The sequence below is a fragment of the Dietzia sp. E1 genome, from assembly GCF_014145015.1.
Lineage (GTDB): Bacteria > Actinomycetota > Actinomycetes > Mycobacteriales > Mycobacteriaceae > Dietzia > Dietzia cinnamea_A.
The window spans coordinates 1-19,655 of the sequence record NZ_JAALDU010000137.1; the positions used below are offsets into that span (position 1 = coordinate 1).

General features: G+C 71.6%; 18 protein-coding genes and 1 pseudogene. All 19 read left to right on the top strand.

Translation table 11 applies throughout. From position 1 onward, the window contains the following. Positions 1-93 precede the first annotated feature (93 nt). Positions 94-1,308, top strand: coding sequence for a chorismate synthase (gene aroC / locus G6030_RS05735; protein ID WP_182642475.1), 1,215 nt, complete (start codon positions 94-96; stop codon positions 1,306-1,308). Next, on the top strand, positions 1,305-1,859 hold the full coding sequence (locus G6030_RS05740; protein WP_007631952.1) for a shikimate kinase: 555 nt from the start codon (positions 1,305-1,307) through the stop codon (positions 1,857-1,859). Before aroC ends, G6030_RS05740 begins: the two co-directional genes overlap by 4 nt. A 52-nt stretch (positions 1,860-1,911) precedes the next feature. Next, a complete protein-coding gene (gene aroB, locus G6030_RS05745; RefSeq protein ID WP_182642476.1) occupies positions 1,912-3,039 on the top strand; it encodes a 3-dehydroquinate synthase in 1,128 nt (375 codons plus the stop codon). After that, the gene (locus G6030_RS05750; protein ID WP_182642477.1) at positions 3,036-4,136 is read left to right on the top strand and encodes a M24 family metallopeptidase; all 1,101 of its coding nucleotides are present in this window, start codon (positions 3,036-3,038) and stop codon (positions 4,134-4,136) included. Before aroB ends, G6030_RS05750 begins: the two co-directional genes overlap by 4 nt. A gap of 94 nt (positions 4,137-4,230) precedes the next feature. Next, positions 4,231-4,794 (top strand): elongation factor P, encoded by a 564-nt coding sequence (efp, locus tag G6030_RS05755; protein WP_007631945.1) that lies wholly within the window; start codon positions 4,231-4,233, stop codon positions 4,792-4,794. A gap of 2 nt (positions 4,795-4,796) precedes the next feature. Next, positions 4,797-5,366, top strand: coding sequence for a transcription antitermination factor NusB (nusB, locus tag G6030_RS05760; protein WP_007631943.1), 570 nt, complete (start codon positions 4,797-4,799; stop codon positions 5,364-5,366). A gap of 69 nt (positions 5,367-5,435) precedes the next feature. Beyond that, positions 5,436-6,020, top strand: coding sequence for a bifunctional pyr operon transcriptional regulator/uracil phosphoribosyltransferase PyrR (gene pyrR, locus G6030_RS05765; protein WP_007631942.1), 585 nt, complete (start codon positions 5,436-5,438; stop codon positions 6,018-6,020). Beyond that, positions 6,017-6,958, top strand: a complete 942-nt coding sequence (locus G6030_RS05770; RefSeq protein ID WP_007631940.1) for an aspartate carbamoyltransferase catalytic subunit — start codon at positions 6,017-6,019, stop codon at positions 6,956-6,958. The genes pyrR and G6030_RS05770 overlap by 4 nt, the downstream gene beginning before the upstream one ends. Then, positions 6,955-8,301 (top strand): dihydroorotase, encoded by a 1,347-nt coding sequence (locus G6030_RS05775; protein WP_043568214.1) that lies wholly within the window; start codon positions 6,955-6,957, stop codon positions 8,299-8,301. The genes G6030_RS05770 and G6030_RS05775 overlap by 4 nt, the downstream gene beginning before the upstream one ends. Then, the gene (locus G6030_RS05780; RefSeq protein WP_007631933.1) at positions 8,298-8,837 is read left to right on the top strand and encodes a hypothetical protein; all 540 of its coding nucleotides are present in this window, start codon (positions 8,298-8,300) and stop codon (positions 8,835-8,837) included. Before G6030_RS05775 ends, G6030_RS05780 begins: the two co-directional genes overlap by 4 nt. Continuing rightward, positions 8,834-10,042, top strand: a complete 1,209-nt coding sequence (gene carA / locus G6030_RS05785; protein WP_182642478.1) for a glutamine-hydrolyzing carbamoyl-phosphate synthase small subunit — start codon at positions 8,834-8,836, stop codon at positions 10,040-10,042. Before G6030_RS05780 ends, carA begins: the two co-directional genes overlap by 4 nt. Then, positions 10,042-13,401, top strand: coding sequence for a carbamoyl-phosphate synthase large subunit (carB, locus tag G6030_RS05790; protein WP_182642479.1), 3,360 nt, complete (start codon positions 10,042-10,044; stop codon positions 13,399-13,401). The genes carA and carB overlap by 1 nt, the downstream gene beginning before the upstream one ends. Next, positions 13,401-14,252 (top strand): orotidine-5'-phosphate decarboxylase, encoded by an 852-nt coding sequence (pyrF, locus tag G6030_RS05795; RefSeq protein WP_182642480.1) that lies wholly within the window; start codon positions 13,401-13,403, stop codon positions 14,250-14,252. The genes carB and pyrF overlap by 1 nt, the downstream gene beginning before the upstream one ends. 423 nt (positions 14,253-14,675) lie before the next feature. Further along, entirely contained in the window at positions 14,676-14,999 is a 324-nt protein-coding gene (gene mihF, locus G6030_RS05800) for an integration host factor, actinobacterial type (RefSeq protein ID WP_007631925.1), read from the top strand. Positions 15,000-15,006: 7 nt separating this feature from the next. After that, a complete protein-coding gene (gmk, locus tag G6030_RS05805; protein ID WP_061228656.1) occupies positions 15,007-15,609 on the top strand; it encodes a guanylate kinase in 603 nt (200 codons plus the stop codon). 65 nt (positions 15,610-15,674) lie between these two features. After that, complete coding sequence (gene rpoZ / locus G6030_RS05810) at positions 15,675-15,959, top strand: DNA-directed RNA polymerase subunit omega (RefSeq protein WP_061228655.1); 285 nt, start codon at positions 15,675-15,677, stop codon at positions 15,957-15,959. Next, positions 15,956-17,236 carry a bifunctional phosphopantothenoylcysteine decarboxylase/phosphopantothenate--cysteine ligase CoaBC gene (coaBC, locus tag G6030_RS05815; RefSeq protein ID WP_182642481.1) on the top strand — a complete coding sequence of 427 codons (1,281 nt, stop codon included), beginning with the start codon at positions 15,956-15,958 and terminating at the stop codon, positions 17,234-17,236. The genes rpoZ and coaBC overlap by 4 nt, the downstream gene beginning before the upstream one ends. A 61-nt stretch (positions 17,237-17,297) precedes the next feature. After that, the gene (gene metK, locus G6030_RS05820; protein WP_181366019.1) at positions 17,298-18,509 is read left to right on the top strand and encodes a methionine adenosyltransferase; all 1,212 of its coding nucleotides are present in this window, start codon (positions 17,298-17,300) and stop codon (positions 18,507-18,509) included. 45 nt (positions 18,510-18,554) lie between these two features. After that, positions 18,555-19,655, top strand: a pseudogene (locus G6030_RS05825) (primosome assembly protein PriA); the annotation flags it as partial.

A 19,655-nucleotide genomic window follows, 5' to 3' on the forward strand; every position in this document is an offset into this window, starting at 1 on the left:
CGGTAGCGCCCCCGCGCGCGGCGAGGGGCGCCCGGCGCTGGTCGACGCGGCGCCGCGACGGGCCTGATGTGCCCCCGCCCACCCGGTCGTGGGATGATCGGCGACGTGCTGAAGTGGACCACTGCCGGAGAATCGCATGGCCAGGCCCTCGTGACGATCGTCGAGGGCGTCATCGCGGGCGTCGAGGTGACGAGCGAGCAGATCGCCGCGCAACTCGCCCGCCGCCGCCTCGGCTACGGCCGCGGTGCGCGCATGAAGTTCGAGGCCGACGCCGTGCGCGTGCTGGGCGGCGTCCGGCACGGCCGGACCATGGGATCGCCGGTGGCGATCGAGGTCGGGAACACCGAGTGGCCCAAGTGGGAACAGATCATGTCGGCGGACCCCGTGGACCCCGAGGAGATCGACGACAAGGCCCGCGCCGCCCGCCTGACCCGCCCGCGGCCCGGTCACGCGGACTTCTCCGGGATGCTCAAGTACGACTTCGACGACGCCCGGATGGTCCTCGAGCGGGCCAGCGCGCGTGAGACCGCCGCCCGCGTCGCGGCGGGGACGGTCGCCCGCGGTGTGCTCCGCGACGTCCTCGGCGTGGAGGTGCTGTCCCACGTCATCTCCATCGGCGCCTCGGAGCCCTACGTGGGCCCCGAGCCGACGTTCGCCGATCTCGACGCGATCGACGCCAGCCCGGTGCGCGCGTTCGACGCCGCCGCCGCGGACTCGATGATCGCCGAGATCGAGGCCGCCAAGAAGGCCGGTGACACCCTCGGGGGCGTGGTCGAGGTCGTCGTCCACGGGCTCCCGATCGGACTCGGGTCGCACGTGTCGGGCGAGGAGCGTCTCGACGCCCAGTTCGCCGGCGCCCTCATGGGGATCCAGGCCATCAAGGGCGTCGAGGTCGGTGACGGGTTCGAGACGGCCCGCCGGCGCGGCAGCGTCGCCCATGACGAGATGGTCCGGGGTGCGGACGGCGTCGAGCGGCGCAGTAACCGCGCGGGCGGACTCGAGGGCGGCATGACCAACGGCCAGCCCCTGCGGGTGCGGGCGGCGATGAAGCCCATCTCGACCGTTCCGCGCGCCCTCGCGACGGTCGACATGGAGGACGGGTCGGCGGCCACGGCGATCCATCAGCGCTCGGACGTGTGCGCCGTCCCCGCGGCGGGCGTCGTCGCGGAGTCGATGGTCGCGCTCGTGCTGGCCCGGGCGATACTGCAGAAGTTCGGTGGCGACTCGCTGGCGGAGACCCGCCGCAACGCCGAGGGGTACCTCGACGCGGTCGCCGAGCGTCTGGACTGGGCGACGGACGAGGTATGAGCGGCCCGGCACGCCCGGTCGCGGTGCTCGTGGGCCCGCCCGGCGCCGGGAAGACCACCATCGGCCGCAAACTCGCCCGACGCCTCGAGCTGCCGTTCCTGGACGCCGATCACCTGATCGAGGAGGCCGAGGGCCGGAGTATCCCCGAGATCTTCGCCTCCGACGGTGAGCCCGCCTTCCGAGAGATCGAGGAGCGGATCATCGGCGAGGCCCTCACCTCCTTCGACGGGGTGCTCTCCCTCGGTGGTGGCGCGGTGCTGTCCCCGGTGACACGGGAGCGGCTGCGCGGGCACCGGGTCGTCCACCTCACGATCGGCGTCGCCGAGGGCGTGCGCCGTTCCCAGGGGCCGGGTCGCCCACTGCTGTCCGGCGGTGACGTCACCGCGCGGTACCAGGCACTGCTCACCGAGCGGGCACCCCTGTACCGGGAGGTGGCCTGGACGACCGTGAGCACCGAGCGGCGCAGTTCGGGCAAGGTGGTGTCGGACATCGTCGACAGGCTCGACTCCGGCGACCCGCATCCGCGGGGCGCCGGCGGCCGGACGAGATGATGGTGAGGACGTGCACACGCGTGCGGAGACGATCGATGAGCGGGAGCGACAGATGAACCAGGATCCGAACACCAGCGACCCCGTCGTCGTGGAGGTGCGTGCCGCGGACCCGTATCCCGTGGTGATCGGCCGCGGGCTGCTGCCGGAGATCCTCGAGGCGTGCTCGTCCTCGCGGACCGTCGCGATCTTCTACCAGCCGCCGTTGGCGCAGACGGCCGAGACGTTGCGCGAGAAGCTCGCCGAGGCGGGGGTGGACGCCCACCGCATCGAGATCCCCGACGCCGAGGCCGGGAAGGACCTCGCCGTGGCCGGGTTCTGCTGGGACGTCCTCGGGCAGATCGGGCTCAACCGCAAGGACACGATCGTCAGCCTGGGCGGCGGGGCCGCCACCGACCTCGCCGGCTTCGTCGCCGCCACGTGGATGCGGGGCGTCCGGGTGGTGCACATCCCCACGACGCTGCTGGCGATGGTCGACGCGGCCGTCGGCGGCAAGACCGGCATCAACACGGACGCGGGCAAGAACCTCGTGGGCAGCTTCCACGAGCCGGCGGCGGTGTTCATCGACACGGCCACCCTGGAGTCCGTTCCCCGTAACGAGTTGGTCTCGGGCATGGCCGAGGTGGTCAAGTGCGGCTTCATCGCCGACCCCGTGATCCTCGACCTCATCGAGGCCGACCCGCAGGCGGCGCTGGACCCGTCCGGGGACACGATCGTCGAGCTGATCCGCCGCAGCGTGCAGGTCAAGGCCGACGTCGTGGGGCAGGACCTCAAGGAGTCGGGCCTGCGGGAGATCCTCAACTACGGGCACACCCTCGGCCACGCGGTCGAGCGTCGCGAGCAGTACCGCTGGCGTCACGGCGCCGCGATCAGCGTGGGCATGTGCTTCGTCGCGGAGTTGGCGAGGCTCGCCGGTCGCCTCGACGACGCGACGGCCGACCGCCACGCGACGGTCCTGGCCTCGCTCGGCCTGCCGACCGGGTACGACCCGGACGCGTTCCCGCGCCTGCTCGAGCTCATGGCCGGGGATAAGAAGAACCACTCCGGCTTCCTGCGGCTGGTGGTGCTGGACGGGCTCGCGCGCCCCTCCCGGATGGAGGCCCCGGACCCGTCGCTGATGACGGCCGCCTACGCCACCATCTCCGAGGGCCGTGCCCCCAGCGGTGGGGGGATCCTCCTGTGATCGAGCGACTCGCCCGCCGCCGGAAGGCCCTGGCCGTCGCCCTCGCGGACGTCGGCGCGCAGGGCCTGTTGGTCACCGATCCGCGCAACATCGCCTACCTGACCGGGTTCCGCGGGTCCGGTGGCGTCGCGTTGGTGGACGACGACGGCGAGGCGGTGCTCTGCACGGATTCGCGGTACGAACTCCAGGTGGTCGAGCAGGCCCCGGACGTGGGGCACGTGATCTCGCGGGAGTACGTCTCCGGCGCGCTCGGACGTCGCCGCGGCCCCGCGGACGCCCCGCTCGCCGTGGAGGCCGAGCACATGACGCTGTCGGCGGCGTCCGCCCTCCGCCGCGCGCTCGCGGACACCGGGGGAGCGGCCACCCGCATCGTCGAGACCAGCGGCCTCGTGGAGCAGGTGCGCCGCGCCAAGGACGCCGAGGAGCTGGCGCTCATCGAGCGCGCCTGCGGCGTGGTCGACGAGGCGTGGACACACCTGGTGAACGCCGGGGCCATCGCCGTGGGCCGCACCGAGCGGGAGGTCGCGGCCGACCTCGAACACGCGATGCGGCGGGCGGGATCGGACGGAGTGGCGTTCGAGACGATCGTCGCCTCCGGCCCCAACGGAGCGCACCCGCACCACGTGCCGGGCGACCGGGCGCTCGCCGACGGCGACCTCGTGGTGGTCGACTTCGGCGCCACCGTCTCCGGCTACGCGTCGGACTGCACCCGCACGGTCGCGCTGGGCACCGCCCCGGATCGGCTGCTGGACGCCTACGACGTCGTCCTGCGTGCGCAGCTGGCCGGCGTGGGGGCGGTGCGCGAGGGGATGGGGTGCGCGGACCTCGACGCGGTGAGCCGGGGCATCATCGACGACGCCGGGTTCGGCGACCACTTCGGCCACTCGCTGGGCCACGGGGTGGGCCTGGACGTGCACGAAGCGCCCGCGGTGTCGACGAGGTCCACGAGTACACTGTCCGACGGCGATGTGATCACCATCGAGCCGGGGATCTACCTCCCGGGTCTCGGCGGGATCCGGATCGAGGACACCGTGGCCGTCACCGGAGGTGGCGGGAGGTCCCTGACCACCACGTCGAAGGCTCTCAGGGCGCTCTGACCACCAGCGCGCCCCGAGCGGTCTGCCCACGACCACCTGCGCGGCGCCCACCACCGGCGTCCCGCCCGACGACTTTCCCGAAGGAGTACCGACTATGGCGTCCACCGCCGACTTCAAGAACGGCCTCGTCCTCAAAGAGGAGGGGCAGCTGTGGCAGATCGTCGAGTTCCAGCACGTCAAGCCCGGTAAGGGGCCGGCGTTCGTGCGGACGAAGCTGAAGAACGTCGTCACCGGGAAGAACGTCGACAAGACGTTCAGCGCCGGCGTCAAGGTCGAGATCGCGACGGTCGACCGCCGCGACATGACGTTCCTGTACCGCGACGGTGAGGACTACGTCCTCATGGACGAGCAGGACTACGAGCAGATCAACGTCAGCCCGGCCGTCATGGGTGACGGCGCGCGCTTCCTGCTCGAGAACACCACCGTCCAGGTCTCGTTCAACGAGGGCGTCCCGCTGTTCGCCGAGATGCCGGTCGCCGTGGACCTGATCGTGCAGCACACCGATCCCGGCCTCCAGGGTGACCGCTCCACCGGCGGCACCAAGCCCGCCACCCTCGAGACCGGCGCCGAGGTGCAGGTCCCGCTGTTCATCAACACCGGCGACAAGCTGCGCATCGACACCCGTGACGGCCACTACCTCAGCCGGGTGAACGACTGATCATGGCGGACGAGGTCGACCACCGGCGCCGAGGAGCTCGGTACCGGGCGCGCAGGCGTGCCGTCTCCCTGCTCTTCGAGGCCGAACTGCGGGACGCCGACGTCGTGCAGCTCGCCGAGGAGCGCCGCCGGATGGGGGAGGAGTCCCAGGAGTTCCACGACGTCGCGCCGTACACCATGGAGATCGTCACCGGCGTCGCCGAGCGGCTCGACCGGCTGGACTCGACGATCTCCGAGCACCTGCGGGAGTGGACGCTCGAGCGGCTGCCCGCCGTCGACCGCGCGGTGCTCCGCGCGGCCGCGTGGGAGCTGCTCTTCGGCTCCGACGAGGTGGACGCGGCGGTGGTGATCGACCAGGCGGTTCTGCTGGTGTCGGACCTGTCCGCGGAGAAGTCGGTGCCGTACGTCAACGCGGTCCTCGACCGGGTGGCCGGGCTGGCCCAGCACATCCGGGCCGCCGAGCGGGCCGTGTCGAGTCTGGACGGCCCCGACGGACCGGACGTCGGCGACACCGGCGGGCCCGACGTGTCGCAGGCCACGTCCGACGATCCGGGAACGGGCGCGGCCGACTGATAGAGTTCAGGTCCGAAAGCTATCCCTTTAACGAGCCGTCCAGCGAGGCGGACAAGGAGGTGGTGATCGGTGAGCGCTGACGGTTCGGAGACGAACTCGGTGTCACTCTTCACGTCCGACGACGTCGCCAGGACGGTGTCCCGCCTGGCACATCAGATCATCGAACGCACCGCTGCGGACGCGCCCGGCTCGGGCCCCGTGGTGCTGCTCGGCATCCCGACCCGGGGCGTGCCGCTGGCCGCTCGCCTCGCCGAGCGGATCCGCGAGTTCAGCGGGGCCGAGGTCCACGCCGGGTCACTCGACGTCACGCTCTACCGTGACGATCTCGCGGGCGGTCCGCACCGGCCCCTGGGCCCCACCAAGGTCCCGGGGCAGGGGATCGACGGGGCCACGGTCATCCTCGTCGACGACGTGCTGTTCTCGGGCCGCACCATCCGGGCCGCGTTCGACGCGCTCCGTGATCTCGGGCGGCCCGCGCGCGTGCAGCTCGCGGTCCTCGTCGACCGCGGTCACCGCGAGCTGCCCATCCGCGCCGACTACGTGGGCAAGAACGTCCCGACCTCCCGGGATGAGGGCGTGTCGGTGCGGCTCACCGAGATCGACGGCACCGACGCCGTGTTCCTGCGGCGGCCCGACCCGGAGAGGACGCGATGAAGCACCTGCTCTCGGCGGCCGACCTCGACCGGGACGCGGCGCTGTCGATTCTCGACGAGGCGGCGCGACTGAAGGAGGCACTCCTCGGTCGCGAGGTCCGCAAGTTGCCGACGCTGCGCGGCAAGACGGTGCTGACGGTGTTCTATGAGAACTCCACCCGGACCCGCGTGTCCTTCGAGACCGCCGGCAAATGGATGAGCGCTGACGTCATCAACGTCTCGGCGAGCGCGTCCTCCGTCCAGAAGGGCGAGTCCCTACGCGACACCGCGTTGACCCTCACCGCCATCGGTGCCGACGCCCTCGTCGTCCGCCACCCCGCCTCGGGTGCGGCGCAGCAGATCGCCGGCTGGGTCGCCCCCGGAGGGGCGGGCCCGTCGGTCATCAACGCCGGTGACGGCATGCACGAGCACCCCACCCAGGCACTGCTCGACGCCATGACCCTGCGCGAGCGGCTGGGGGGCGTCGAGGGACGCCGCGTGGTGATCGTCGGCGACATCCTGCACTCGCGGGTCGCCCGGTCCAACGCTCTGCTGTTGTCGACGCTGGGCGCGGAGGTCGTCCTCGTCGCCCCGCCCACGCTGTTGCCGGTGGGCGTGGAGTCCTGGCCGGTCCGCGCCTCCACCGATCTCGACGCCGAGCTGGACGGCGCGGACGCCGTCATGATGCTGCGCGTCCAGGCCGAGCGGATGAACGGCGGGTTCTTCCCGTCCGCCCGCGAGTACGCGGTGCGCTACGGACTCGGACCCGGCCGCGCGGCCCGGCTCGGGGAGGACGTCGTCGTCCTGCACCCGGGTCCGATGGTCCGCGGCATGGAGATCGGCTTCGACACCGCCGACGCGCCGTCGTCCGCGATCCTCCAGCAGGTCACCAACGGGGTGCACGTCCGCATGTCGGTCCTGCTGCACGCCCTGGTCGGAACGGAAGGAAACCCCGAGTGAGCGCCCATACTGCGCCTACCCTGCTGCTTCGTCGGGTACGCCCCTACGGGGAGGGCGACCCGGTGGACGTCCTCGTCCGGGACGGCCGGATCGCGGCGATCGGTGACGACGCCGGCGCCCACGTCGGGGCCGGTACCGCCGATGCCACGGACGGTGGGGAGGCCGTCGAGGTCCTCGACTTCGACGGTGCTGTCCTGCTGCCCGGGTTCGTCGATCTGCACACCCATCTGCGCGAGCCCGGCCGCGAGGACACCGAGACCATCGCGACCGGGTCGGCCGCCGCCGCCCGCGGCGGCTATACCGCGGTGTTCGCGATGGCCAACACCCAGCCCCCGCAGGACAACCAGACCGTCACCGACTCGGTCTTCAGGATCGGCCGCGAGGTCGGTCTGTGCGACGTGCACCCCGTCGGCGCGGTCACCGTCGGGCTCGCCGGGGAGCAGCTCACCGAGATGGGGCAGATGGCCTCGGGGGCGGCCCGCGTACGGGTCTTCTCCGACGACGGCATGTGCGTGTACGACCCGCTGGTGATGCGCCGTGCCCTCGAGTACTCGGCCGGTCTCGGCGTGCTCATCGCGCAGCACGCGGAGGAGCCGCGACTGACCCGTGGGGCCGTGGCCCACGAGGGACCCACCGCGGCGCGCCTCGGGCTCACCGGCTGGCCGCGCTCGGCCGAGGAGTCGATCGTCGCCCGCGACGCGATCCTCGCCCGCGACGCCGGTGCCCGCGTGCACATCTGCCACGCCTCCACCACCGGCACCGTCGAGCTGCTGCGGTGGGCCAAGGCGCAGGGCATCTCGATCACCGCCGAGGTCACGCCGCACCACCTGCTGTTGGACGACTCGCGACTCGAGTCGTACGACGGCGTGTACCGCGTCAACCCGCCGCTGCGCGAGGCGCACGACGCAGCGGCACTGCGCGAGGCCCTGATCTCCGGGGTGATCGACTGCGTCGCCACCGACCACGCCCCGCACGCGGCCCAGGAGAAGTGCTGCGAGTTCGCCGCCGCCCGTCCCGGCATGCTCGGCCTCGAGACCGCCCTGCCCATCGTCGCCGCACTGCTGGTCGAGACCGGGGACATGACCTGGCGGGACCTCGCCCGCGTCATGAGCACCCGGCCCGCCGAGATCGCCGGCCTGTCGGACCAGGGGCGGCCGATCGCGGTGGGGGAGCCGGCCAACCTCGCCGTCGTCGACCCCGACTCCCCGTGGACCGTCGTCGGCGAGGAGCTCGCAAGTCTGTCCGCCAATACCCCCTACGAGGGAATGACGTTCGCGGCGAGGGTCGTCGGCACCGTGTACCGGGGCCGTCTGACCACCCGCGACGGAGAGGTACTCGCATGACCCAGGACTTCTGGACCGTCATCGTCGTCATTGCCGTGCTGCTCGGTCTGATCGGCCTGATGACGGTCGGCTGGCGGAACCGGAGCCGATCCCAGGCGGGTCTGTTCGACGACCTTCCGGCACCGCCCGCCGACCCGGGCGAGATCGTGCTGGGTCCGCTGTCCGGCGTGTACATCGGCAGCACCATCGCGGGCGACTGGCAGGCCAGGATCGCCCGCCCGCCGCTCGGGCACCGCTCGGCCGGCACCCTCACCGCCCACACCGGCGGCCTGCGACTCGACCTCGCCGACGCCACTATCTGGATCCCGCGCGAAGACCTCGTCGACGTGCGCCGCGCCTCGGCACTGGCCAACAAGACCGTCCCCGGCGGCGGCATCCTCGTCGCCCGCTGGCAGGTCACCGGGGCCGACGGCCGCACCCTCGTCGACTCGGGCTTCCGCGCCGACGACAAGGACGGCTACCCCCGCTGGGAGGCGCTGCGCGGTGACGCCGCCCCCACCCCCGATACCGACTCCACCACCGAGGAGAAGCAGTGACATCGCACAGCACCACGCCCGCGCGACAGGGGGTCGGCGAGCCCGCCGCACTCGTCCTCGAGGACGGGCGTATCCACCGGGGGCAGGCCTTCGGCGCCACCGGCACCACGCTCGGCGAGGCGGTGTTCACCACCGGCATGTCCGGCTACCAGGAGACCCTCACCGATCCGTCCTACTGTCGACAGATCGTCGTCACCACCGCACCCCAGATCGGTAACACCGGCTGGAACGACGAGGACGGCGAGTCGCTGCTCGACGGTGAGGTCGGCGGCGGCCGCATCTGGGTCGCGGGCCTGGTCATCCGCGACCTGTCGCGCCGCGCCTCCAACCACCGCTCCACGCGCACGCTCTCCGAGGAGATGGTCGCCCAGGGCGTCGTCGGGATCGCGGGGATCGACACCCGCGCGGTCGTCCGCCACATCCGCGAGCGCGGTGCGATGAAGGCCGGCATCTTCTCCGGTGCGGATCTCTCCGACGACGGGACCATGCTCGCCGCGGTCCGCGCCCAGCAGTCCATGGCCGGCGCGTCGCTGTCCGAGGAGGTCACCACCTCCGCGCCGTACGTGGTCGAGCCGGAGGGCAAGGCCCGCTTCTCGGTCGCCGCCCTCGACCTGGGCATCAAGTCCAACACGCCGCGGATGCTCGCGGCGCGGGGCGTCCGCGTCCACGTGATCCCCGCCGGCTCGACCCTCCAGGACGTCCTCGACCTCGACGTCGACGGGGTCTTCCTGTCCAACGGGCCCGGCGACCCGGCGACCGCCGACGCCGCCGTGCACCTCACCAAGGAGGTCCTCGGTCAGGGCATCCCGTTCTTCGGCATCTGCTTCGGCAACCAGATCCTCGGGCGCGCCCTGGGACTGGACACGTACAAGATGCGGTTCGGTCACCGCGGCACCAACATCCCGGTGATCGAGAAGGCCACCGGCTCCGTGGCCATCACCTCGCAGAACCACGGGTTCGCCCTCCGCGCCCCCGAGAACGACACCTGGGAGACGCCGTGGGGGACCGCGACGGTCACCCACGTGTGCGCCAACGACGGGACCGTCGAGGGCGTCGCCCTCACCGACGGCAGCGCGTTCTCCGTCCAGTACCACCCCGAGGCGGCCGCGGGCCCCCGCGACGCGGCGGACCTGTTCGACCGCTTCGTCAGCCTGCTCGCCTCCTCCGACACCGGCTCCGCAGACTCCAGAAAGGGCTCGAACTGATGCCCCGGCGCACAGACATCAACCACGTCCTCGTCATCGGCTCCGGCCCGATCGTCATCGGCCAGGCCAGTGAGTTCGACTACTCCGGGACCCAGGCGTGCCGTGTGCTCAAGTCGGAGGGGCTGCGCGTCACGCTGGTCAACTCCAACCCGGCCACGATCATGACCGACCCCGAGTTCGCCGACGCGACCTACGTCGAACCGATCACTCCCGAGTACATCGACAAGATCTTCGTCCGCGAGGCCGAGCAGGGCCATCCCGTCGACGCGGTCCTCGCGACCCTGGGCGGTCAGACCGCGCTCAACGCCGCCATGCAGCTCGACGCCCAGGGGATCCTCACCAAGCACGGTGTGGAGCTCATCGGCGCCGACATCCCCGCGATCAACCGCGGCGAGGACCGGCAGACCTTCAAGGACATCGTCGCCAGCGTGGGCGGCGAGTCCGCGCGCAGCGCCGTGTGCCACTCCATGGAGGAGGTCCACGCGACGGTCGCCGAGCTCGGCCTACCCGTCGTCGTCCGCCCGTCGTTCACCATGGGCGGCCTGGGTTCCGGCCTCGCCTTCACCACCGAGGACCTCGAGCGGATCGCCGGCGGCGGGCTGTCGGCCTCGCCCACCGCGAACGTTCTCATCGAGGAGTCCATCCTCGGGTGGAAGGAGTTCGAGCTCGAGCTCATGCGCGACAACAAGGACAACGTCGTCGTCGTGTGCTCGATCGAGAACGTGGACGCCCTCGGCGTGCACACCGGCGACTCCGTGACAGTCGCGCCGTCGATGACGCTGACCGACCGCGAGTTCCAGAACATGCGCGACCTCGGCATCGCCATCATCCGCGAGGTCGGCGTCGACACCGGCGGCTGCAACATCCAGTTCGCCGTCAACCCGGTCGACGGCCGCATCGTCGTGATCGAGATGAACCCCCGCGTGTCCCGCTCGTCGGCGCTGGCCTCCAAGGCCACCGGCTTCCCGATCGCCAAGATCGCGGCCCGCCTCGCCATCGGCTACTCGCTCGACGAGATCACCAACGACATCACGGGGGAGACCCCGGCGTGCTTCGAGCCGACCCTCGACTACGTCGTCGTCAAGGCCCCGCGTTTCGCGTTCGAGAAGTTCCCGGGTGCCGATGACACCCTCACCACCACGATGAAGTCGGTGGGCGAGGCCATGAGCCTCGGCCGCAACTACCGCGAGGCGCTCGGCAAGGTCATGCGCTCGCTCGAGACCAAGGCCGCCGGCTTCTGGACCATGCCCGACGAGGTCATCGCCCCGGGGCGTTCGACCGATGTCGCGGCGGTCCTCGACGATCTGCGTCGCCCGACCGAGGGACGCATGTACGACGTCGAGCTCGCGCTGCGCCTGGGCGCCACGGTCGAGCAGGTCCACGAGGCCTCCGGCATCGACCCGTGGTTCGTCGACGAGGTCGCCGCACTGGTCGAGCTGCGTCAGGAGATCATCGACGCGCCGGTCGTCGACGAGCCCCTGCTGCGTCGCGCCAAGCACAACGGGCTGTCCGACGCCCAGATCGCGGCGCTCCGCCCCGAGTTCGCCGGGGCCGAGGGCGTGCAGCGCCTACGGCACCGCCTGGGGGTGCGCCCCGTCTACAAGACCGTCGACACCTGCGCGGCCGAGTTCGAGGCCAAGACCCCTTACCACTACTCCACCTACGAACTCGACCCCGCCGCCGAGTCGGAGGTCACGCCGCAGACCGAGCGGGAGAAGGTCATCATCCTGGGCTCCGGTCCCAACCGGATCGGCCAGGGCATCGAGTTCGACTACTCGTGCGTGCACGCCGCCCTGACCCTGTCCGAGGCCGGCTACGAGACCGTCATGGTCAACTGCAACCCGGAGACCGTCTCGACCGACTACGACACGGCGGACCGCCTCTACTTCGAGCCGCTCACGTTCGAGGACGTCATGGAGGTCTACCACGCCGAGTCCGAGTCGGGAACGGTCGCGGGCGTCCTCGTCCAGCTCGGCGGGCAGACCCCGCTCGGCCTGGCCGCCCAGCTCGAGGAGGCCGGGGTGCCGATCGTCGGCACCAGCCCGTCCGCCATCGACCTGGCCGAGGACCGCCGCGAGTTCGGCGAGGTGCTGGTCCGCGCCGGCCTGCCCGCCCCCGCGTTCGGCACCGCGATCAACGCGGAGGAGGCCACGACCATCGCCGCGGACATCGGCTACCCCGTTCTCGTGCGCCCGTCCTACGTGCTGGGCGGCCGGGGCATGGAGATCGTCTACGACGAGGCCTCACTTCGCTCCTACATCGACCGGGCGACCGAGATCAGCCCGGACCGTCCGGTCCTGGTGGACCGCTTCCTCGACGACGCCGTCGAGATCGACGTCGACATCCTGTGTGACGGCACCGAGGTCTACCTCGGTGGCGTGATGGAGCACATCGAGGAGGCCGGCATCCACTCCGGCGACTCCGCCTGCGCACTCCCGCCGATCACCCTCGGCCAGGACGACATCGACCGTGTCCGCCGTTCGAGCGAGGCACTCGCCTTCGGCATCGGCGTCAAGGGCCTGATGAACGTCCAGTACGCCATCAAGGACGACGTCCTCTACGTCCTCGAGGCCAACCCGCGCGCCAGCCGCACCGTGCCGTTCGTGTCCAAGGCGACCGGCGTGCACCTGGCCAAGGCCTGCGCCCGGATCATGATGGGCGAGTCGATCGCCGCCCTCCGCGAGGAGGGACTCCTGCCCTCCGACCGGGACGGGGGTTCGCTGCCCGCGGACGCCCCCGTCGCCGTCAAGGAGGCGGTCCTGCCGTTCAACCGCTTCCGTACGCCGGAAGGGGACACCGTCGACTCCCTGCTCAGCCCGGAGATGAAGTCCACCGGAGAGGTTATGGGCATCGGGCCCGACTTCGCCGTCGCCTTCGCCAAGGCCCAACTCGCCGCCGAGGGCGTGCTGCCCACCTCGGGCACCGCGTTCGTCTCGGTCGCGAACCGGGACAAGCGCTCGATGGTGTTCCCCGCGCAGCGCCTCGCCGCGCTCGGGTTCACCGTGCTGGCAACCGAGGGAACCGCGCTGATGCTGCGGCGCTACGGGATCGCGTGCGAGACCGTGGCGAAGCTCTCCGAGTCGGGCACGGGTCCCGTGGACGCCGAGGGCAACGCGGTGCGGACGATCGTCGACCGCATCAACGCCGACGAGGTGGACCTGATCCTCAACATCGCCTCCTCGACGGGCGGGACCCGGGCGGACGGGCACGAGATCCGCTCCGCCGCCATCTCGCGTCGCGTCCCGTGCGTCACGACCGTCCAGGGCGCCACGGCCGCCGTCCACGGCATCGAGGCGACACGCCGCGGTGACGTCACCGTCAGCCCGCTGCAGGACCTGCACTCGGGCTTCACCTCCTGATGACCGTCTCCGCACCCCGGGCCCCCTTCGGCGAGCGGTTGCGCTCGGCGGTCTCCGCCCGCGGCAACCTGTGCGTGGGGATCGATCCACACCCCGCACTGCTCGAGGCGTGGGGGCTCGGGGCGGACGCCGACGGACTCGCCGAGTTCGCACACCGGTCACTCGAGGCGTTCGCGGACCTCGTGCCGGCGGTCAAGCCGCAGGTCGCGTTCTTCGAGGAACACGGCTCGGCCGGCATCGGCGTCCTCGAGCAGGTCCTCGACCGGATCGGCGAGGCCGGCGCGCTGTCCGTCGCGGATGCCAAGCGCGGCGACATCGGCTCGACCATGGCCGGGTACGCCCGGGCGTGGCTGCGCGATTCCTCTCCGCTCGCGTGTGATGCGCTCACCGTCTCGCCGTACCTCGGCGTCGGATCACTGGACGCCGCGTTCGAGGCGGCCTCGGACACCGGGCGAGGGCTGTTCGTCCTCGCCCGCACCTCCAACCCCGAAGCGGGTCCGTTGCAGCGCTCGCTCGGGTCCGCGGGATCGGTCGCGCAGGCGGTGGTCGACGAGGTGGGCCGCCGCAACGGCCCGGCCACCCCGGGGGCACCCGGCCCCTTCGGTGTGGTCGTGGGGGCGACGGTCGCCGATCCGCCGCGGCTGGACGCGCTGCACGGGCCCGTCCTCATGCCGGGCGTGGGGGAGCAGGGCGGCACGCTCGAGGACGTCAGGAGGATCGCCGGGCCCGCGCTGCCGCACACCCTGGTCAACGTCTCGCGGCACGTCCTCCGGGCGGGCCCAGACGTCGACGCGATGCGGGCCGTCGTGCACGATCTGGCGGCACAGTACAGGTTCGGTGGCGACTCCTGAGTCACCGCCGTCCCCTCCGGTTCACCGACGTCACATGGGTACACGTCACCGGTGTGCCCGGCGGGAACCGGATCGGCGGCATTCGGGTGGTTCGACTCGCGGTGGCCGAGGCGCGCCGCTAGTCTTCTGTACAACCTCACCACGCCAATGCGCAGTTCAGACGGGGTACCGCTACGGGGCCCCGCGCTGGTACGGGGTCCCTCGGCCGCGTACTGTTGCTGAGGTCATCAGGCCCGGAACAGTGGACATCCCTCGGGGAAGTCGGAACCGCCCGGGTACGGTGAGCACGAGGGAGCGCCCGCTCCCGGAGGCGTTCCGCAGCCCGCGGACGCGCCGGGGACGGTCACCGCACACCAGGCGGGGGTGTCCTACGGTGGACACCCGCGTGAGTCATGAGACACACACGAACGAGACGGAGGAATTGTGGCCCTTCCCCAGTTGACCGATGAGCAGCGCGCTGCTGCTCTGGAGAAGGCGGCTGCCGCCCGTCGCGCCCGGGCTGAGCTCAAGGAGCGCCTGAAGCGCGGCGGCACCGACCTCAAGCAGGTGCTCAAGGACGCCGAGAGCGACGAGATCCTCGGCAAGATGAAGGTCTCGGCGCTGCTCGAGGCCCTGCCGAAGGTGGGCAAGGTCAAGGCTCAGGAGATCATGACCGAGCTGGAGATCGCGCCGACGCGCCGTCTGCGTGGTCTCGGTGACCGCCAGCGTCGCGCACTGCTCGAGCGGTTCGACTTCACGGTCGACTGATCGGCGAATGAACACACCGTCGTCCGGGGCCGCCCCGGAGGCGACGGCGAAGAGGGGCCGGCTGATCGTCTTGGCCGGCCCCTCCGCTGTCGGCAAGTCAACCGTCGTCGCCCGCCTGCGCGAGCGCCTGTCCGATCTCTACTTCAGCGTCTCCATGACCACCCGCGATCCCCGCCCCGGCGAGGTCGACGGTCGCGACTATCACTTCGTCACCACGGAGGAGTTCCGCGACGCGGTCGCGGGGGGCCGCATGCTGGAGTGGGCCGAGATCCACCGGGGCCTCCAGCTCTCCGGTACCCCCGCCGAGCCGGTCCGCCGCGCCCTGGACGAGGGTCGGCCGGTCCTCATCGAGGTCGATCTGGCCGGGGTCCGTCAGATCCGCGAGTCCCTACCCGAGGGCACGACCGTCTTCCTGGCACCTCCGTCATGGGAAGAACTCGAGGTCCGCCTGCGGGGTAGGGGTACCGAACCCCACGACGTGGTCGCCCGTCGACTCGAGACCGCGAAGGTCGAGATGGAGGCCCGCGACGAGTTCGACGTGGTCATCGTCAACGACGAACTCGAGGCCGCCGTCGACGAGTTGGTATCATTGCTGGTCGGCCGCGACTAACGCCGGTCCCAGCGTCACCCGGGTGTCACGAGACACCGCCCGCAGTACCCAGAGGAGATCCCAAAGTGGCCACCACCGAAGCCGCAGCGGCCACCCCGCTGTACGACACCCCGATCGGTATCACCAACCCCCCGATCGACGAGCTGCTCGAGCGGGCGTCCTCCAAGTACGCGCTCGTGATCTTCGCCGCCAAGCGCGCGCGGCAGATCAACTCGTACTACAACCAGATCGAGGAGGGCATCCTCGAGTACGTCGGTCCGCTGGTCGACCCGGGTCTGCACGAGAAGCCGCTGACCATCGCGCTGCGCGAGCTGCACTCCGATCTGCTCGACTGCGCCGAGGGAGAGTGAGCCCCACCGGGGACGACATGCGCGGCAAGCGTGTCGTCGTCGGCGTGGGCGGCGGGATCGCCGCGTACAAGGCCTGCGGCCTGATCCGGCTCCTCACCGAGTCCGGATGCCACGTCGACGTCGTCCCCACCGAGGCGGCCCTGCGCTTCGTCGGGTCCGCCACCTTCGAGGCCCTGTCCGGCAACCCGGTGTCGACCGGGGTGTTCTCGGACGTGCCGTCCGTCCGCCACGTCGCCCTCGGGCAGCGGGCGGACCTCGTCGTCGTCGCCCCCGCCACCGCCGACCTGCTCGCCCGCGCGGCGAGTGGCCGGGCGGACGACCTCCTCACCTCCACGCTGCTCACCGCACGCTGCCCGGTCCTGCTCGCCCCGGCCATGCACACCGAGATGTGGGAGCACCCCGCCACCCGGCGGAACGTCGACACCCTCCGCGGGGACGGGGTGCACGTCATGCCACCGGCCTCCGGACGCCTCACCGGCGCCGACACCGGCGCCGGGCGCCTACCCGAGCCGTCGGACATCGCCCGACTGGCATGGCTCCTCCTCGACGGCGGGACCCTGCCGTGGGATCTGGCGGGTCGGCGCGTCGTGGTGACCTCCGGCGGTACCCGCGAGGAGATCGACCCAGTCCGGTTCCTCGGCAACCGGAGCTCCGGCAAGCAGGGACACGCGATCGCCGCGGTGGCCGCGGCCCGTGGCGCCCGGGTCACGTTGGTGACGTCCTCGGACCTCCCGGTGCCCGCGGCCGTCGAGGCCGTGCACATCGAGTCCGCACTGCAGTTGCGGGAGGAGACCCTGCGCGCCGCCGCCCACGCCGATGTCGTCGTCAAGGCCGCGGCCGTCGCCGACTTCCGGCCGGCGGACGTCTCCGAGTCCAAACTCAAGAAGGGCAGCGATTCCGAGCCGGCCGAGATCAGGCTGCAGCGCAACCCGGACATCTTGGCCGACCTCGTCGCGGCCCGCTCCGCCGGCGACGTCCCCGCCAGCTGCGTCCTGGTCGGTTTCGCGGCCGAGACCGGCGACTCCTCCGGATCGGTCCTCGAGCACGGCCGGGCGAAGCTCGCGAGGAAGGGATGCGACCTCCTCGTCGTCAACGAGGTCGGGCGGGACACCACCTTCGGTCGGGACGACAACGGGGGCTGGATCCTCGACGTCGACGGCGCCGAGACCACGCTGGACCGGGCGAGCAAGGACCTCCTGGCCGACCGGCTGCTCGACGCGGTCGCAGCGGTCAGCCTCCGCCGGGCCCGCCGGAGTGACACAGACCGCACCGACTAGTGTCGTTCTCACTCGATCGGCACCGATCACACGCGATCCCACCATGGAAGAGAGAAGCACTGTGACGCAGGCACGTCGGCTGTTCACCAGCGAGTCCGTGACCGAGGGGCATCCGGACAAGATCTGTGACGCCATCTCAGATTCGATCCTGGACGCGATGCTGGAACAGGACCCGGCGGCCCGCGTGGCCGTGGAGACCATGGTCACCACCGGCCAGGTCCACGTGGCCGGCGAGGTCAAGACCACCGGTTACGTGGAGATCCCGCAGCTCATCCGCGACAAGATCGTCGAGATCGGCTACGACTCCTCCGACAAGGGCTTCGACGGGGTCTCCTGCGGCGTGTCGATCTCCATCGGCCAGCAGTCCCCGGAGATCGCCCAGGGAGTCGACACCTCCCACGAGGCACGCACTTCCACCGAATCGGTCGAGGACGCCATCGCCCGCCAGGGCGCCGGCGACCAGGGCTTGATGTTCGGCTACGCCTGCTCGGACACCCCCGAGCTCATGCCGCTGCCGATCGCCCTGGCGCACCGCCTGTCCCGGCGGCTGACCGAGGTGCGCAAAGACGGCACCCTGGACTACCTGCGCCCGGACGGCAAGACCCAGGTCACCATCGAGTACGACGGCGACCGCGCGGTGCGTCTGGACACCATCGTCATCTCCACCCAGCACGCCGACGGCATCGACCTCGAGACCACGCTGCGCGACGACCTCACCGCCCACGTGATCGACCCGGTCCTGGCCGATGCGGCCGGTGACATCGACACCTCCGACTTCCGCCTGTTGGTCAACCCCACGGGCCGGTTCGTGCTCGGTGGCCCGATGGGCGACGCCGGTCTGACCGGACGCAAGATCATCGTCGACACCTATGGCGGCATGGCCCGTCACGGCGGCGGCGCCTTCTCGGGCAAGGACCCGTCCAAGGTCGACCGCTCCGCCGCGTACGCCATGCGCTGGGTCGCCAAGAACATCGTCGCCGCCGGGCTGGCCGAGCGCGTCGAGGTCCAGGTCGCCTACGCCATCGGCAAGGCCGCCCCCGTCGGCCTGTTCGTCGAGGCCTTCGGCACCGAGAAGGTCGACATCGACCGTCTGCAGCAGGCCGTGACCGAGGTGTTCGACCTGCGCCCGGGCGCCATCATCCGCGACCTGGACCTCAAGCGGCCCATCTACGCCCCCACCGCGGCCTACGGCCACTTCGGACGCACCGACGTCGACCTGCCCTGGGAGCGTACCGACCGCGTCGAGGACCTCAGGACGGCCGCCGGATTGTAGAGCCGTCGCACCCGGGTGTCGTAGCGGGGTGCGAGGATTCCCGACGTGACGACAACGCGCCCGGCCACCCGGGTCGCGGCGGCCGAGCGCCCCGTGGCCCGGGTTCTGCCGTTGCTCGGGGTACCCCACCTCGACCGCGAATTCGACTACCGGGTGCCCGAGTCGATGTCGGCCGAGGCTCGCCCCGGCGTACGCGTGCGGGTGCGCTTCGCCGGCCGACTTGTCGACGGTTTCCTCGTCGAACGCGCGGCCCACACCGACCACCAGGGCGAGCTCGCCTGGCTCGAACGCGTGGTCTCCCCGGAACCCGTCCTCACCCCGGCGCTGTTGCGCCTGGTCGACCTCGTCGCGCGCCGGTGGGTGGGCACGCGGTCCGACGTGCTCCGACTGGCCATCCCGCCCCGGCACGCGGCGGCGGAGAAGTCCGTGCCCGAGCCCGGCGCGCCCGAGGGGGTGTCGATCGGCCCGGTCGAACTACCGGCGGGCTGGGAGGACCACCCGATGGTCGCCAGGTTCCTCGAGGCGGTCACCGGCGGTGTGCCGGCCCGGGGGGTGTGGACGGTGCCGCCCGGCCGGGACTGGGCGCGGTCGTTGGCCGCACTCGCCGACTCCGTCCGACGACGGGGTCTGCAGGTGCTGCTCATCGTCCCAGACCAACGTGACGTCGACCGCCTCGCCGGGGCGTGCCGCGAGGTGGTCGGGGGCGGAGCGGCCGGCCGGGACCTCGTCGCCGACCTGTCCGCGGGAGTGGGCCCCTCCGCCAGGTACCGACGCTGGCTGCGCGCGGTCCGCGGGCATGCACGGATCGTCGTGGGCACACGCAGCTCCGTCTTCGCCCCGCTCCCCGAACCGGGCCTCATCGTGCTGCACGACGACGGTGACGACTCCTTCGTCGAACCCCGCGCTCCGTATCCGCACACGCGTGATGTCGCCGCCCAGCGTTCCGCGCTCGAGGGCACCCCGCTCCTGCTGACGTCGGTGGACCGGACGCCGGAAGTCGCGGAGTACGTGAGGACCGGCTGGGCACACGAGATCCGGCCCCGCGCCGGCCTGGTCCGCGAGCTGGCCCCGCGAGTGGTGGCCGTGACGGACGCCGACCCGGTCCAGGCACGCGACGTCGCGGGCGGCCGCACGCGCCTGCCGGCC